General features: G+C 65.5%; 12 protein-coding genes. 10 read left to right on the forward strand and 2 right to left on the reverse strand.

The window, feature by feature from the left end; all coding sequences use genetic code 11:
- Positions 1–53: 53 nt before the first annotated feature.
- The 4 genes from ACSVIE_RS08845 (at position 54) to ACSVIE_RS08860 (ending at position 6,726) form a co-directional block, all read left to right on the forward strand.
- Positions 54–986 (forward strand): MIP/aquaporin family protein, encoded by a 933-nt coding sequence (locus ACSVIE_RS08845; RefSeq protein ID WP_426003166.1) that lies wholly within the window; start codon positions 54–56, stop codon positions 984–986.
- A gap of 72 nt (positions 987–1,058) precedes the next feature.
- Complete coding sequence (locus ACSVIE_RS08850; RefSeq protein WP_442423591.1) at positions 1,059–2,228, forward strand: exonuclease SbcCD subunit D; 1,170 nt, start codon at positions 1,059–1,061, stop codon at positions 2,226–2,228.
- Positions 2,225–5,227, forward strand: a complete 3,003-nt coding sequence (locus tag ACSVIE_RS08855; protein ID WP_442423592.1) for an AAA family ATPase — start codon at positions 2,225–2,227, stop codon at positions 5,225–5,227. Before ACSVIE_RS08850 ends, ACSVIE_RS08855 begins: the two co-directional genes overlap by 4 nt.
- An 86-nt stretch (positions 5,228–5,313) precedes the next feature.
- Complete coding sequence (locus ACSVIE_RS08860; RefSeq protein ID WP_442423593.1) at positions 5,314–6,726, forward strand: MFS transporter; 1,413 nt, start codon at positions 5,314–5,316, stop codon at positions 6,724–6,726.
- 1 nt (position 6,727) lies between these two features.
- Here the strand turns inward: ACSVIE_RS08860 and ACSVIE_RS08865 are convergent, their stop codons facing one another.
- Positions 6,728–7,372: a TetR/AcrR family transcriptional regulator gene (locus ACSVIE_RS08865; RefSeq protein WP_426003160.1), complete on the reverse strand. Its 645-nt coding sequence runs from the start codon at positions 7,370–7,372 to the stop codon at positions 6,728–6,730.
- Positions 7,373–7,559: 187 nt separating this feature from the next.
- Between ACSVIE_RS08865 and ACSVIE_RS08870 the strand changes: the two genes are divergently transcribed.
- The 6 genes from ACSVIE_RS08870 to ACSVIE_RS08895 are packed head-to-tail and all read left to right on the forward strand — an operon-like array spanning position 7,560 to position 14,334.
- On the forward strand, positions 7,560–9,269 hold the full coding sequence (locus ACSVIE_RS08870) for an amidohydrolase (protein WP_442423594.1): 1,710 nt from the start codon (positions 7,560–7,562) through the stop codon (positions 9,267–9,269).
- Positions 9,270–9,285: 16 nt separating this feature from the next.
- A complete protein-coding gene (locus ACSVIE_RS08875) occupies positions 9,286–10,278 on the forward strand; it encodes an ABC transporter substrate-binding protein (RefSeq protein ID WP_442423595.1) in 993 nt (330 codons plus the stop codon).
- A 27-nt stretch (positions 10,279–10,305) separates the two neighbouring features.
- On the forward strand, positions 10,306–11,079 hold the full coding sequence (locus ACSVIE_RS08880) for an ABC transporter permease (protein ID WP_426003156.1): 774 nt from the start codon (positions 10,306–10,308) through the stop codon (positions 11,077–11,079).
- Positions 11,079–11,858: an ABC transporter permease gene (locus ACSVIE_RS08885; protein WP_426003155.1), complete on the forward strand. Its 780-nt coding sequence runs from the start codon at positions 11,079–11,081 to the stop codon at positions 11,856–11,858. Before ACSVIE_RS08880 ends, ACSVIE_RS08885 begins: the two co-directional genes overlap by 1 nt.
- Positions 11,855–12,730: an ABC transporter ATP-binding protein gene (locus ACSVIE_RS08890; RefSeq protein ID WP_426003153.1), complete on the forward strand. Its 876-nt coding sequence runs from the start codon at positions 11,855–11,857 to the stop codon at positions 12,728–12,730. The genes ACSVIE_RS08885 and ACSVIE_RS08890 overlap by 4 nt, the downstream gene beginning before the upstream one ends.
- Complete coding sequence (locus ACSVIE_RS08895; RefSeq protein WP_442423596.1) at positions 12,727–14,334, forward strand: sulfatase family protein; 1,608 nt, start codon at positions 12,727–12,729, stop codon at positions 14,332–14,334. The genes ACSVIE_RS08890 and ACSVIE_RS08895 overlap by 4 nt, the downstream gene beginning before the upstream one ends.
- 55 nt (positions 14,335–14,389) lie before the next feature.
- Here the strand turns inward: ACSVIE_RS08895 and ACSVIE_RS08900 are convergent, their stop codons facing one another.
- Positions 14,390–15,349 carry a helix-turn-helix domain-containing protein gene (locus ACSVIE_RS08900; protein WP_442423597.1) on the reverse strand — a complete coding sequence of 320 codons (960 nt, stop codon included), beginning with the start codon at positions 15,347–15,349 and terminating at the stop codon, positions 14,390–14,392.
- Between the last annotated feature and the right edge of the window lie 107 nt (positions 15,350–15,456).

The raw sequence follows: 15,456 nt of genomic DNA on the forward strand, positions 1-15,456 counted from the left end.
TCCGCTGGCAAGATTTCCAAGGCCCCGTTCCCGACTTCAAAGGATGCCCAGCCATGACCTCTCCTGTGCAAGCACCGCCCGCGCCTAGGCCTGGACTGATTGCCCGGCTCAGCGCGGAAGCCCTCGGAACCATGTTCCTGGTGCTGGTGGCTGTCGGTGTCCAGATCTTCTCCAATCCCCAGGCAGGTCCGTTGCCGGCCACCCTTGCTGCCGGCTTGGCGGTGACGGCGGCCATGCTGGCTTTTGGTTACGTTTCGGGAGGCCACTTCAACCCGGCCATCACCCTGGGCAGCCTCATCGCCGGCCGTATCCGGCCGGTCGCTGCCCTGGCCTACGTACTGGCACAGGTGGCCGGTGCCGTGGTGGGTGCTGCGTTGGCCTTCTTCGTGGTCCTCACTGTGCCGGTCCTGACCGACGCCCGCGGGGCTTTCGGCACTGTGGCTGCCGGCTTTGGCGAGCACTCCGCAGCTCAAACCCAGCTGGCAGGCGTCCTGCTCGTTGAGGTCATCGGGTCCGCGCTCCTGGTGGCGGTGTACCTGGGGGCGACGGCCGGACGCCGCGCCATCCCGGCGTTGGCGCCCTTCGCGGTGGGCCTGGCCCTTGCTGTCCTCCTTCAACTCGGCCAGGTCCTGGGCAACCTTCCGTTCAACCCCGCCCGGGCAACAGGCCAGGCGTTCTTCAGCCCGTCCTGGGCCCTTGAAAGCCTGTGGCTGTTCTGGGTTGCTCCCTTGATGGGTGCGGCCCTGGCAGGGTTTGTCTTCCGCGGATTCAGCGACTTCTCCCCGGCTCCGGCGGGCGCCGGCGACGCCCCTGAAGAAGCCGCTGAAGAAACTGCTGAAGAAGCCGCTGACGACGACACCGACGACGACACCGCGGCGGAGGAAGCGGGTCGCGCTGATGCCGGGGCGGATGCTGCAGCCGGCAGCAGGCCGGTCAAGCCGGCCGCCAATGAGGCCCGCGACTTCTTCGACGGCAGGAAAGGCTAGGAACGGGTTAAGGATCGACGGCGGGCGGCCTGCCTTCGCTTTTTTGTCGGTGCCCCCCGTTAGCTTGAAAATATGCGGTTACTTCATACCTCCGACTGGCACCTTGGCCGGTCCTTCCACGGCGTAGGGATGCTCGAGGCCCAGCGTAGCTTTGTGGATCAGGTGGTGGCTTTCACGGAAGCCAACGCAGTGGACGTCGTGCTCATTGCCGGGGATGTCTATGATCGCGCCCTGCCCGGGCTGGATGTCGTCAGGCTCCTTGACGAGGCCTTGGTCCGGCTCACCGCGGCAGGCGCAAAGGTGGTGCTGACCAGCGGCAACCACGACTCCGCGATCCGGCTCGGCTTCGCTGCCCGCTTGCTGGAGCGCGGCGGCGTCCACGTGAGGACCCGCGTCGAGGACCTGAATGTTCCGGTGCTCTTTCCGTTCGATGGTGCTACCGGGGCTACGCTCGCCGTGTATGGAATTCCTTATCTGGAGCCCCGCCTGGTAGCCGGTTCCTTGGGCCTGGAGGAAGCAGGTCATTTCGAGGTCACCCGTGAGGCTGTCGACCGGATCAGTCAGGACGTTGACCGCCGGCGTGCGGACGGGCCGGTTTATCCCGTGGTTTTGGCACATACGTTCGCCAGTGGCGGCATTACCTCGGACAGTGAACGGGACTTGAGTGTCGGGGGCCTGGGCGCCGTCCCCTTGGATCTGTTCCAGGAGTTTTCCTACACGGCCCTCGGACACCTGCACGGGCGCCAGGAATTGACCCATAACGTCCGCTACTCCGGGTCTCCGCTGGCCTACTCGTTTTCAGAGGCCCAGCACCGGAAAGGCGCGTGGCTGGTGGACATTGCAGCAGATGGCAGTGTGGAGGTGCAGGACGTTTTTTGGGATGCTCCCAAGCAGCTGGCTGTCCTCCGGGGCACGCTGGCGGAGCTGTTGGCAGCTGAAGAGCACCAGTGGGCGGAAACTGCCTACTGCCACGTCACCCTGACCGATCCGCAGCGTCCCGCGCAGGCCATGGAACAGGTCAGGACCAGGTTTGCCGGGACCCTGGTCCTTGCTTTCGATCCGCAGGGGGCGCAGGCCAAGGCTGTCACGAGTTACAGCAGCAGGCTTGCTGCCGCGGAAAACGACCTCGGGATCTGCTGCGGGTTCCTCGACCACGTGAGGGACCGCGGGCCCGTGGGGGCGGAAGAAGCGGCCCTCCGTGAGGCGCTGGAAGCGGTTCGACTGGAAGAGGCCGCACAATGAGGATCCACCGCCTGGAAATTGAAGCCTTTGGGCCGTTTGCCGAGCCGCAGGTCATCGATTTTGACCAGCTCGGAGCACAGGGCCTGTTCCTCCTCAACGGTGCCACCGGGGCCGGGAAGACCAGCATCCTGGACGCTGTCTGTTTCGCACTTTATGGTTCCGTACCGGGCGCCCGGCAGGATGGCAAGCGCCTGCGCAGCGACCACGCCGCCCCGGCCGCTGAGCCGCGTGTCGTTTGTGAATTCTCGGCCAGGGGACGCCGGTTCGAAGTCAGCCGCTCGCCGGCCTGGGAACGGCCCAGCAAAAGGGGCAGGAACGGAACCACCACCCAGCAGGCCAAGACTCTCCTGCGCGAGTGGGTCTCCGGTGAGTGGCAGGAGAAGACGTCCCGCAATGATGAGGCCGGGGCGGAACTTGCTGATGTGCTCGGCATGGACCGGGAGCAGTTCACCCGTGTGGTGATGCTTCCCCAAGGGGACTTCGCAGCCTTCCTCCGGTCCAAGGCCGCTGATCGCCTTGACCTGTTGCAGAAGCTGTTCGGCACCCAGCGCTTCGAAGCCGTGGAGCGGCAGGTCGCACGGCAGGCAGCGGAGGCGTCGGGTGCCGTGGAGGACAACGCGGCCGAGCTGAAGATGCTGCTGGACCGCGCCGCTGCGGAACAGGAACACTTGGGCGGGGAGCATGCGCCCTTCGATCCCGCGGCCGGGGAGCCGGAGGCCTGGCTGGCGTCGGTTGAAGCAGCCGTGACAGCCGAAGAAGACCGGTGCCGGACTGCGGCCCGAGCTGCCGAAACCCACGCAGCCGGGCTTTCGGCCAAGCTGCAGGAAGACCAGGACAAGGCCAGGCGCCATGCCAGGCTGGCTGCCGCGATGCAACGCCGTGTCCTCTTCGAACTGGCTGCGCCGCAAGCACTCGAGGATCGGGAGCGACTTGATGCCCACCGGCGTGCGGCGGTCCTGAAAGGCCAACTCGACGCAGTTGACGCCGCTGCGCTGAAGGTCCGGTCCGCTGTCGCCCGCAAGGACCACGCAGCGAGTCAGCTGACTGAATCAGGGCATGCTGGCCCGGAGGCCAAGGCGGCACTGGAAACGGTGAAGGCTGCCGTCGCCGTGCTCGAAGCCAGCCTGCCTGATGAACAGCGTCTTGAGGCGATCGCGCGGCGGATGGCTGACCTGCACAAAGAACGTGCTGCCAGCGAGGCCGCGGTAGAGTCGGCGGCTGCCACCCTTGTCCAGTTGCGGGCCGAAGGCGATGCCCTGGACGCGGAGATCACCTCGCTTGAGCCCTTGGCAGCCCGGCAGCCCGACCTTGACCGCGAGGCGGGAGCGGCGGCAGCTGCGGTGGACGTCGTGGCCCGGCATGCAGTGGCTGCCAGGGAAGCGGACCAGGCAACGTCACGCTGCTCCCGGGCAAGAACGATCTGGCAGGACCTCCGGCAGGCGTGGCTGGATCTGCGTGAAGAGCGGCTTGCCAACGCTGCAGGCGAACTCGCCGCTGCCCTGGTTGACGGTGAACCTTGCGGCGTATGCGGAAGCTCCGAGCATCCCCACCCGGCGCGGGCGGCCAGGACGGCGTTGTCCTTGGCACAGGAGGAGGCAGAGGCGCGGGAGGCATTCGAGGCGAGCGAAAAAGAGTTCGATCAGCTGTCCACCGAGCAAGCCGCCGCAGGACAGGCCCTCGCGGCGCTCGCTGCCCAGGGCGGAGACGCTGATCCCTTGGTGGCAAAAGAGCGACTGGAGGAAGCCCGGCTGGCGGCGTCGCAGGCACTGGCTGCGGTGAAGAAACTTGAGGGCCTGCGCGTCAGCAAGGACAAGCTCACGGCACGCGTCACGCTCCTGCAGGAGGAGCATGACGCCTCCCTCAGCAGTGAAGCGCAGGCGTCATCGGCCCTGAGGCTCCTTGCGGAACAGCACCAGGAGCTCGAAACGGAGCTTGCCGGCTTGAGGCAGGAGCACCCGAGCCTTCGCCACCGCCTGGACATTCTCCTGCGGCAATCCGAAGTGCTGCAGGCGTATGTCGCCGCGGACGACGACGCCCGGCTGGCGCTGCAGATGGAAGCAGACGCTCATTCGGCACTGGAGCGCGCCCTGCCCGACGCCGGGTTCACTTCCGCTGATGCAGCCCGGAAACAGCTGCTGCCGGCTTCGGACGTTGTGGGGCTGGAAACTGCGGTCGCAGACTTCGATACCGAAGGTGCCCGCTTGGAGGAGTTGTTTGCCGCCGAGGAACTGGTCCTGGCCGCCAAGGAGGCTGCGCTGGGGGAGTTGCCCGTTCCGGAGCCAGAGCTTGCCGCGGCCGGGGAAGAGGTTTCCCGAGCCACCCGGACAGCCACGTCGCTAGCGGTGGCTGCGGGGGTGGCGCGCAAGGCAGTGACCGCGCTGGCCAGGATCCGCAAGGACTACACCGACCTCAATGCGGCCGGCAAGGAGCCCCGGGAACGGGCCCGCATTCTGTCCGGTCTGGCTGAAACGCTCCGAGGTGCCGGCGACAACAAGTACAAGATGAGCCTGAACACCTACGTGTTGGCGGCGCGCCTGGAGCAGGTGGCACTGGCCGCCTCGGAGCGCCTCGTGGCCATGAGCGATGGCCGCTACACGCTGCAGCACACGGACGCCAGGGCTGCCCGCGGTGCCAAGTCCGGCCTGGGCCTGGAAGTAGTGGATGAATGGACGGGCCACCGCCGGGACACTTCCACACTCTCCGGCGGCGAATCCTTCATGGCTTCCCTGTCCCTGGCACTGGGGTTGGCCGATGTGGTGCAGCACGAAGCCGGGGGAGTGGATATCGAAACCCTGTTCGTGGACGAAGGCTTCGGCAGCCTGGATGAGCAGGCACTCGAGCAGGTCATGGACGCACTGGAAGGCCTCCGCAACGGCGGCAGGGTGGTGGGGCTGGTCAGCCATGTCGCCGAGATGAAACAGCGGATCGGAAGCCAGTTGCACGTGGTCAAGGGCAGGAACGGATCCACGGTCCGCATGGCCGAGGCTGTCCCGCTCTGATGCGGATCCGATAGACTTGATCCGTTATTCCGGGTTACGCGCATCGGGAGGAGGGACGGTGCGCACCTTTAGTGAACCCGGAAAACATGGACAATACTTCCCATCCAGTCCACCACGTGGTGGCCCCCACATCTCCCGCCCCAAAGCAGCCCATCCTGCAGGCTGATCCGCTGCGCTCCCAGGGCCAGCCGGTGGCCGCGGCCCGGCGAACCTCCCGTTTGCCCGGCAGGTTTGCGCGACTGCCGGAATTGGCCGGTCCGGGGTTCCTGCCCCTGGGGCTGTTCGCGCGCCTACCCCTTGCGATGCTGACCGTGGGGACCTTGACGCTCATCACCGCGGTCAGCAACTCCTACGCCATAGGCGGCATGGCAGCGGGCGCTGTAGGCATTGGTTCAGCTGTCGGTGCCCCCGTCCTGGGTTCCCTCGCGGACCGTGCCGGCCAGCGGGCTGTCCTGCTCGCGGCCGCAGTGATCAACACCCTGGCCGTGGCCGGGTTATTGGCGGCCGCCTATCTCACGCCTTCGTACGGATCGCCGGTCGACGCCCTCGCAGTGCTTGTCGTGGCCTTTGTTGCCGGCGCCAGTTGCCCGCAGGTGGGTCCCATGGCCCGTGTCCGGTGGATGGCGCTCACTACCCGCAACCTGGCGTCGCCAACCACTGGACACCGAAGCGTTGCAGCAAACCGTGCGGATCTGGACACGGCCTTGTCCTATGAGGGGACGGCCGACGAAATCACGTTTGTCCTGGGACCCGCGTTGGTGGGTCTGCTCGCAAGCCTGGTGGCACCCTGGCTTCCCCTTGCGCTGGCGGCGGCCATGACCATCACCCTCGTGCCGGCCTTCGCCGTTCATCCCAGCCACCTCGCGGTGGTTCCGCACCCACGTAAGCCGCGTTCCGCCGTCGTTGGTTCCGAAACCGCCCAGCCACGACGCCGGTGGGCGATGGCTGTCGTGGCTGTCCCGGTCTTGGCCATGATCTGCATGGGCACCTTCTTCGGGGCGACGCAAAATGGATTGAGTGCCTTCGGCGCCGCGTTTGCCACTGCGGAAATTGCCGGCCTCCTGTACGCGGTGATGGGTCTCAGCTCAGCGGTGGCGGCGTTGTCGGTGGCTTTTTGGCCGCAGCGCTTCGGCCTTGCTGCCCGTTGGGTGGCCGCAGCGTTGGCGATGTCGGTGTTGACAGTCTTGTTGCTGCTGCCCGCCGGTCTCTGGTCAATGATCGTTGTCCTCTTGGTCCTCGGCATCCCGGTGGGTCCTGTGATGGTCACAGTCTTCAGCATCGGCGGCGTGGTTGCCCCGAACGGGCGCATGGCGACGGTCATGACAGCACTCGCGAGTGGAATTGTTGCCGGAACTGCGTTGGGCGCCTACCTGGGTGGCCAGTTGGCCCAAACGCAGGGATACGGTGGCGCCTTCCTGGTGTCGATGGCCGCAGCAGGTGGATTGCTGCTGCTGGGATTGGTGACGTGGTTGGTCATGCGCCGCAAGGGCAAAGCCTGACTCAGCTGTAGTCCAGCCCGGACGCCAGGGAACGGGCCATGAGCTCCACAAGCCGCAAGGAGCGGTCCTCGTCCGGGTCGGCAAGGTGCTGCATGCTGATGCCGTCAATGCCTGAGATGAAGAGCCTGGTGATGTCTTCCAGGTTGTGGGGGAGCGGCTCGCCGGAGGCTTTGGCAGCGTTGCGGAACAATTCCAGCGTGGAATTCACCCAGCCGTCGTACATTGACCGGTTCATAAGCAGGGCCTGGGGCTGGTCCACCGCCTCTACCCGGTACCTCCTGAGCAGCAGCTCGAAGGTGGTCACCTGCTCGTGGGGGTTCTCGAGCATCCTGCTCCAGATACGGCGGGCGTGGGCGCCGATCATGTGGCGCAGTCCCAGTCCGGGGTCGGCTACGGGTTCCAGCGCCTTGGCGTAGTCCCTGCTGAGGAAGTTGTAAACCTCTTCGAGAAGTTCGTCTTTGTTGCGGAAGCAATAGTGGAGAGCTGCCAAAGGGGCGTCGGCCTCGCTCGCTATCCGTCGGGTAGTAGCGGAGGCGAGCCCGTCCTGGGCAATAACCCGTGCTGCTGCTTCCACGAACTGCAATCGCCGTTCCTCGGCGGGAACCCTGGCCATCCGCGCCCCTCTCATCATGTGCTGACCGGTCATGCCGGTCCCAAACGATCCTAGGCGTTGTCCGCCCGGGTCGGCTTTCGGCGCCACCGGAGAGGCTGGAAATGACCTCCGGGAAAAATTTTATCCGAAAACCTAGTCAAGTGACCTAGTCAGTTGACATACTCTTTTCAGAAACGTTGCCTGCATCACATTCATGGGTGCAGAAACCTGAGGAGACCCGATGCAGGAATTCGCTGACCTGGTGATCATCAATGCCGGGGTCCACACCATGGACCCCGGCGACCCCGGCAGGGTTTCGGATGCGCTCGCCGTGAAGAACGGCCTCGTGTCAGGCCTCGGCCGCGCGCACGTGGATGCGATGACCGGCCCGGCCACGATCGTCGTGGATGCTGCAGGTGGTGCCCTCATCCCGGGCATCAATGACGCGCATCTGCACTTCATCTCCGCGGCCATGGCCTCCTTCGGCTACGTCCGCCTGGACGCCTCAACGGCACCCGACTGGTCCGCCGTCGTCGATGTCATCCAGACCGCACCTGTTGGCGCGGACGGCTGGATCCGAGCCCACGGCTGGGATGAAGTCACGCTCGGACCCGCAACCGGACAGCTGCTTGACGTCCGGCCAGGCATTCCGGTGGTGGCCTTCGACCAGACAGGCCACCAGTTGCTGGCGAACCGCGAGGCGCTGCGCCTGGCGGGTGTCAGCGCGGCAACCCCGGACGCAGGGGGCGGCGTGCTGGTGCGGGCGGCGGACGGCAGTCCCACGGGTCTGCTCCAGGACGGGGCGATGGCGCTGGTTTCCAAGGTCATGCCACCGGTGCCCGAAGAGACCCTCCGCCCCGCGTTGCTCCGCATGCAGGAACAGCTGCATTCGCTTGGCATCACGTCCCTCACCGACCCGGGGCTGGGTCCCGCCAGTGCCGGACTGATGGACGGAGCAGGCTCGACGGCGGCCCTGGCCTTGCTGGGCGATCTTGCCGTAGAGGAGCTGCTCACGCTGCGGATCAACGTCCTCATGCTTTTCGCCGGAACCGGTGGAGCCACCGCATCGGCTGTCGAAGAGGGGCTTGGCAGCGGGCTTGCCGAGGCCTGCTCAAGCAGGGGAATCGACTCCCGGCAGCTGCGGATTGCCGGGGTCAAGGTTTTCGCGGATGGCATCCCGCGCAGCGGCACTGCCTGGATGAGTGAGCCGTATGGAAAGGCCTGCACCCACGGGCAGCTGGTGATCCAGGGCAACAGCGACGCCGAAAGGGTCGCCGAACTGCACAGGATCCTCCGCCTGATCGACGGCGCGGGACTCCAGGCCGGCATCCATGCTACCGGTGACGCAGCCACCGGCGCCGCGGTTGAAGCCATCCTCGCCGCCGGTGACGTAGCGGGCGATCGGCGGCACTACATCATCCACGGTGCCTTCAGCGACACCACAACGCTGTCCACCATGGCCGATCACGGCATCGGCTACAGCACGAATCCACTGATCCGTTCCGAGGCCGGCGACATCATGCGCCGCGTCCTGGGCGAGGAGCGATTTGCCCGGCACCAGCCCCTCCGCTCGGCCCTCGATGCCGGAGTGTGCTTCAACCTTGCCTCGGATGCGCCCGTCACCAGTCCTGATTGGCGCCGCACCATCGTGGCGGCCGTACGCAGGGGGACAGCATCCACACCCGGTGACCCGAACGACCCCGAGCGGATCACCGGCCTCCAGGCGCTTGCCTCCATGACCAGCAAGGCGGCCTGGCAGGACCATGCAGAACATTTCAAAGGGTCGCTGCTGCCGGGAATGGCAGCGGATCTGTGCCTGTTGTCCGATCCCTGGCCCGGGGACGGAGACATCGAAACACTCCCGGGCACAAGGATCACACTCACCGTGGCCGGTGGACGCATTGTCCATCAGGCCGCCACCGAACTCTCCGCCTTATCCAACCGTTCGTAAACCAAGGAGTACCTCCATGAAACGCACACTTCCCGTGGCTTTGGCAGCAGTCCTGGCCATGTCCCTTGCTGCGTGTGGCACCTCGTCCGGTCCGTCCGCCACGGCCGCGCCGGACGGAACAACCACCCTCAAAGTGGGCACCATCGGCATCGGTTCAGACGCCGCCATCAAGCTTGCGGCAGACAAAGGCTACTTCAAGGAACAGGGTCTCAACGTCGAGATCTCTGTCATAGCCAACCCGCCCGCCGGTATCGCAGCCGCCCAGAGCGGACAGCTGGACCTCACCTACACGCCGTCCATCCCGCTGCTCAATGCGCTAAGCCAGAACGTTCCCCTGAAGGTCGTCGCTGCAGCCGACGGCTACAAGGACGGTGCCAGCGAGGGCGCTGACCTGAACCGCGTGGACGACACCGGACTCCTGGTCCAGGAGGCTTCTGCGATCTCGCGGCCCAAGGATCTGGAAGGGAAGAACGTGAGCGTACCGGCCCGCAAGGCCCAGCTTGAGGTCACGGTCAGCAAACTCGTCAAGGACGACGGCGGTGATCCCGCCAAAGTGAACTGGATGGTCCTGGATCCGTCATCAGCACTTCAGTCCCTGAACTCGGGCCGTGTCGATGCAGCATCGCTGGTTGCGCCCTTCACCTCCAAGGCTGTCGCCGAAGGCAACCGCCTGCTGGCATCCCCGGGCGTCAAGTTCTTCGAAGAAGGTGCCATTGGCCTCTGGGTGGCCGGGGCCAACACGGTCAAGGGCAAGCAGAAAGCGTTGGAAGGCTTCCGTGCCGCCATCTACAAGGCCAACGCCTACGCCAACGGCCACACGGACGAGGCCCAGCAAGTCAGTGCCGAGATCACCAAAACCCCGTTGGATGTTGTGAAGTCCGGTGCCGTGAACTACTGGCCGGAGGACGTGCGCCTTGAGGACATCGAACGGGCCAACAAGAACCTGGCCGACCTGGGCTTCCTCAGTTCACCGGTGAAACTGCCGGGCGACCTCATTTTCGGAAAGTAGGACGTGGCTGACGATGGGAGCTTCCCCATGAAACCGTCACTGCGTCCGCTCGTTTTCAGCGGGGCGGGGATAGCAGTCGCATTGATCGCCTGGCAGTTGGCCGCCACTGCCAAGGTGGCCGGCAACGCCCTGCCGCAAGCCACCACGGTCTTCACCACCTTGGCGGGAATCCTGGGGTCGACCACCTTCTGGGCCGCCGTGGGATCCACCATCGGCATTGCGCTTTTCGCGTTGGGAATGTCCGCAGTTGCGGGCGTGGTTCTTGGTTTGCTGGTAGGCAGCTTCGAAACCATCCGCTACGCAACCCTTGCAGTCCTCGAATTCCTCAAGCCCGTGCCGCCCATCGTCGTGTTGCCACTGGCCGTGCTGGTCCTTGGGCCCACCGCCGAAATGTCGTTGTTCCTGGTGGTGTTCGGCTGCTTCCTGCCGATCGTCATGCAAACAGTGGACGGTGTGCAGGGAACGGATCCCGTGGCCCGCGATACGGCCCGCAGCTATGGAATGTCCAGCGCAGAGATCCTGTTCCGCGTGGTCCTGCCCAGTGCGCTGCCGTACATCGGAACGGCGATGCGCGTGGCGGCTCCTGCCGCCCTGGTGGTCACCGTCGTAGCCGGCCTGCTGGGGGGAGGGCCTGGCCTGGGCCAAAGCATTTACCAGGCCCAGGCCGCGGGCGACTACGCCACCCTCTACGCATTGGTGATCGTGTTGGGCGTCCTGGGCCTCTTGTTCCAAGGTGCCACCAGGCTCGCCGAACGCCGGGTCCTGCACTGGCATGAGTCCTACCGGGAAGTGGTGCCCTGATGAAGAATACAAAGATCCGCAACTGGTTGGTGGGTGCAGGCACCCCGGTGCTCCTGCTCGTGGCATGGTGGCTCTTGTCCGCCCGGTCGATCGACCCCTTCTTCCCGCCACTGCAGGACATCCTGCTGCGGTTCCGGCAGCTCTGGCTGTTCGACCATTTCCAATCCGATGTGCTGCTGAGCCTGGGCAACCTGTTCCTCGGATTTGTCATCGCGGCCGTCGGTGGCGTTGCCCTTGGATTCGCCACGGCTCTGGTTCCCCAGGTCCGGTGGATGGTGGACCCGCTCATCCACTTCCTGCGTGGCATCCCGCCGGTTGCCTTGGTGCCGATTTTCATTTCGCTGATCGGCTTCGGGACGCAGATGCGGGTCACGAGCATTGCGTTGGCGGCACTCTTTCCCACCATGATCGCCACCGTGGACGGAATCCGGGGCGTCGGCAACGACATCATGGATGTGGCTCGCGTGTACCGGCTCACGCGGAAGGAAAGGCTGTTCAATGTCCTCCTTCCCGCAGCAGCCCCGCAGATCTTCTCGGGCCTCCAAGTGAGCCTGCAGGTTGCCTTCATCGTCATGATTGCCAGCGAGATGCTGGGCAGCTCCCAGGGCATCGGTGCCATGACGCTCCTGGCACAGCAAAGCTTCATGACGGCCGACATGTGGGCGGGGATCCTGCTCCTTGGGGTCATCGGCTTCCTGGTCAACGTGGTCTTTGCACTGATCAAGCGCAAGGTCCTGGCCTGGTACCTCGGTTCCCGTGCCCTGGCGCGTGTGGCATGAGCATCCGGCAGTCCACCAAGCTTCCCCTCCAGAACAGAAAGTCCGTCATGCCACAGCAACCAGAAACCACACGGCAACCGCAAACCACCAACGGGCCGGAAAACACGCCGCGCCTGGACGTTTCCCATCTCGCCAAGACCTACGGCAGCGGCGAGAAAGCCCGCACGGTCATCGAGGACCTCACCTTCACGGTGGATGCCGGTGAAATCGTCTGCATTGTGGGCCCCTCCGGCGTGGGGAAGACCACGCTCCTGAAGTGCCTTGCCGGCCTGCACCCGGCCAGCAGCGGCCGGGCGGCCATCGACGGCCGCACCATTAGTGGGCCACCTCCTGAAATGGCCCTGGTGTTCCAGGACTACAACCGTTCGCTCATGCCATGGCTGACGGTACGGAAGAACCTCGTCCTGCCCCTGAAGCACATGAAACTGCCGGCAGCGGAAGTGAAGGAACGCTGTGACAGCGCGCTGGCTGCCGTCGGGCTTTCCCACGCCGACAACCAGTACCCGTGGCAACTTTCCGGCGGCATGCAGCAACGTGTGGCGATCGCCCGGGCGCTGGCGTACAGGCCCGAAATCCTGATCATGGATGAGCCGTTTGCCTCGGTCGATGCGCAGACCCGCTTCGACCTGGAAGACCTGTGCCTGAAGATCCGCAAGGACTTCAACATGACCATCCTCGTGGTCACCCACGACATCGACGAGGCCGTCTACCTTGCGGACCGGGTAGTGGTCCTTGGCTCCCGCCCGGCGCGCGTGCACCGGATCGTCGAGGTCGACCTGCCCGCTCCCAGGGACCAGATCACCACGCGGTCCCTGCCGGCCTTCGCGCAACAGCGCACCGATGTTCTGTCCATGATCAAGAGGCCCGCATGACGAAGAGCAAAAAACCACGCGCCAAGCGTCCCAATGTGCTGTTCATCATCGCGGACCAGCTCCGCGCAGACCATCTGGGTTTTGGCGGCAACAGTACGGTCCGGACACCCAACCTTGACGCGCTCGCAGCGAGGAGCCTGGTCTTCAATAATGCGACCGTAGCCAACCCCACGTGCATGCCCAACCGGGCGAGCCTGATGACGGGCCGCTGGCCGTCGGCGCACGGGACCCGCTGCAACGGCATCACCTTGGACCCCTTCACGCAGACAGTTCCCGGCTCGCTGGCTTCCTCGGGTTACAGGACGGTCGGTGTGGGCAAACTGCACCACCAGAACATGGGCTGGGAGTTCGAACCGCACCAGGCGGAGGAGATCCGGTCCACGGATCCCCTGCTCCTCGACAGGACAGTGGGGGACGCACATAGCCGGAACCTGGCGCCGGGCTGGGACCAGTGGGAGAACCGTGAGGCCCACGACCAGCGCTTCATCGCACTTCCGGCCGATTACTACGGCTACCAGCACGTTGACCTGGTGATAGGCCACGGCGACCGTCCCGGCGGGCACTATGTGCATTGGGCCCGCGAACGAGGTGTGGATCCGGAGACGCTGGGCGGCCCCGCCCGCTCCTCCAGCACGTACGGCGGCTGGGACCAGGTCTACCAAACGGCAATCCCTGCCGAGGCCCATCCAACGAGCTACGTGAGCGAGAAGGCAATCGAACACCTCAAGGATGCCGCAGGCCAGGACCAACCGTTCTTCATGTTTGTCTCTTTCCCGGACCCACACCACCCGTTCTCCCCGCCGGCCGGTTACGCGGACTTGTACGAGCCCGCTTCCATGCCCCTGCCGCTTGGCTTCGAGCAGGACCACGGGGCGTCGCCGGACCATATCCGCACCATGGTGGAGCGGCGGGGCGAACCAAACCCGGATCCGACCATGACCTGGTCGGCCACGGAGGAGCAATACCGGCACGCCGCCGCGGCACAGTTTGGCCTGATCACCATGATGGATGAGCACATCGGCCGGATCCTGGATGAACTTGGGCGGCAGGGCCTGGCCGATGACACGATCATCGTGTTCACAAGCGACCACGGCGATCTGTTCGGTGACCACGGACTCATGCTGAAGCACTTCGTCCACTACCGGGCGGTGACCAACGTGCCGCTGGTTGTCCATGTCCCGGACGGCATAAAAGGTCGAAGCGGTGCCCTCGTTTCCAGCGCGGACCTTGCGCCGACCTTGTTGGAACTCACCGGTTCCAGCACTTACCGCGGCATCCAGGGGCGCTCGCTGGTGCCCCTGCTGCACGGCCTGGCAGGCAGCCACCGGGACGCCCTGCTCGTGGAGGAAGAACAGCCGTTCGGCCTGGAAGGGTTGCCCGGACCGGTCCGGATGCGGACGGTCATCACCGCCGAAGGACGGCTGACCCGCTACTTCGGAACAGAGATCGCAGAACTCTACGACCACCGGTCGGACCCGGGTGAGTTGGTGAACCTGGCAGGTGATCCATCCGCGTCGGGGCTGGAGGACCGGCTGCTGCGCGCCATGGTGGAGGAGATGGCCGCCTTGGCTGACGAAGGGACGGCGCCTACCGCGGCCGCGTAGCCGGCGTCAGTCGGAGGCGTTCGACGGCGGCCCTCCCCGGTGCGGGCCGGGTACCTCAGCTGCTGCTGCGGTACCCGGTGGGGGAGTTTCCGAAAGCCGCCCGGAAGATCCTGCTGAAATGGGCGGCATCGGTGAACCCCCATCGGGCAGCAATGGCCGTGACGGGCCGGTCCGCGAGGACCGGGTCCACCAGGTCCCTGCGGCAGCGTTCCAGCCGGCGCTGCCTGATGGAGGCGGCCACGGTGGTGCCAATTTCCTGGAAGAGGTCGTGCAGGTGGCGGGTGGAGATATAGTGGGCGGCCGCGATCGACCCGGGGGACAGCTCCGGATCCCCGAGGTTGGATTCGATGTAGTCGTGGATCCGCGCCAGGAGGAGGAGGTGGGGATCGCGTCCGGCCTCGATGAGCTGGTCGAGTTCGCCGTTGAAGAGAGTGGTGACCAGGTCCAGGGCGTTATGCACCAGCCGGAGGCCGTTGGTGCCGGAGAGTGCCTCGAGATTGTCAGCGAGCCGGACCAGGAAGGGACTGATCAGTTCACCGAGGCCTTGGTCGCCCGGGATCCGCAGGGCTGTCACGTGGCCCATGGCGTCGGCGGGAAGGTCCAACAGCACATGCGGAAACATCAGCACCAGGGTGCGGAAGTCGTCGTCGAACGTCAACTGGTACGGGCGGGAGGTGTCGTAAATGGAGAGGTCGCCGGGGCGGAGGACGGCCTCGCGGTCATCCTGGACCAGGCGGCCGGTGCCGGCCAGTTGGATGCTGAGCTTGAAGAACCGGCCGGTGGATCGGGCGATCAGTTCCGGTGTCCGGTGTACTGTATGGGGGCCTGCCGTCACCTCCACCACCGAAATCTGCCCTAGGACACGGGCGCGCATGGTTCCGTGGAACGACGTGTCCTTGAGCCCGGAAGCCAGCAGCGGCACGAACGACGCCGAGATGGCCCGGCTCCATTCCTGGAATGACCCGGCCACCACTGTCTGCACGGTTGAGGGGCCCGTTTCGGCCGCGACGGTCATCACTATCCCTTTCAATGGCCGGCCGTGCCATGAACATTGGATGCAGCAGCGCGGACGTGAGCTTGCCCACGATTCTACACCTGGGGTCCGCCCCGCCCCGGTGCTTG

This window comes from Paenarthrobacter sp. NCHU4564, from assembly GCF_052156435.1.
Classification (GTDB): Bacteria; Actinomycetota; Actinomycetes; order Actinomycetales; family Micrococcaceae; genus Arthrobacter.

Coding starts and splice junctions, on each gene's coding strand:
- ACSVIE_RS08855 (WP_442423592.1), top strand. CDS start 2,225: ATGAGGATCCACCGCCTGGAAATTGAAGCCTTTGGGCCGTTTGCCGAG.
- ACSVIE_RS08880 (WP_426003156.1), top strand. CDS start 10,306: ATGAAACCGTCACTGCGTCCGCTCGTTTTCAGCGGGGCGGGGATAGCA.
- ACSVIE_RS08875 (WP_442423595.1), top strand. CDS start 9,286: ATGAAACGCACACTTCCCGTGGCTTTGGCAGCAGTCCTGGCCATGTCC.
- ACSVIE_RS08895 (WP_442423596.1), top strand. CDS start 12,727: ATGACGAAGAGCAAAAAACCACGCGCCAAGCGTCCCAATGTGCTGTTC.
- ACSVIE_RS08850 (WP_442423591.1), top strand. CDS start 1,059: ATGCGGTTACTTCATACCTCCGACTGGCACCTTGGCCGGTCCTTCCAC.
- ACSVIE_RS08885 (WP_426003155.1), top strand. CDS start 11,079: ATGAAGAATACAAAGATCCGCAACTGGTTGGTGGGTGCAGGCACCCCG.
- ACSVIE_RS08845 (WP_426003166.1), top strand. CDS start 54: ATGACCTCTCCTGTGCAAGCACCGCCCGCGCCTAGGCCTGGACTGATT.
- ACSVIE_RS08865 (WP_426003160.1), bottom strand. CDS start 7,372: ATGACCGGTCAGCACATGATGAGAGGGGCGCGGATGGCCAGGGTTCCC.
- ACSVIE_RS08860 (WP_442423593.1), top strand. CDS start 5,314: ATGGACAATACTTCCCATCCAGTCCACCACGTGGTGGCCCCCACATCT.
- ACSVIE_RS08870 (WP_442423594.1), top strand. CDS start 7,560: ATGCAGGAATTCGCTGACCTGGTGATCATCAATGCCGGGGTCCACACC.
- ACSVIE_RS08900 (WP_442423597.1), bottom strand. CDS start 15,349: ATGACCGTCGCGGCCGAAACGGGCCCCTCAACCGTGCAGACAGTGGTG.
- ACSVIE_RS08890 (WP_426003153.1), top strand. CDS start 11,855: ATGAGCATCCGGCAGTCCACCAAGCTTCCCCTCCAGAACAGAAAGTCC.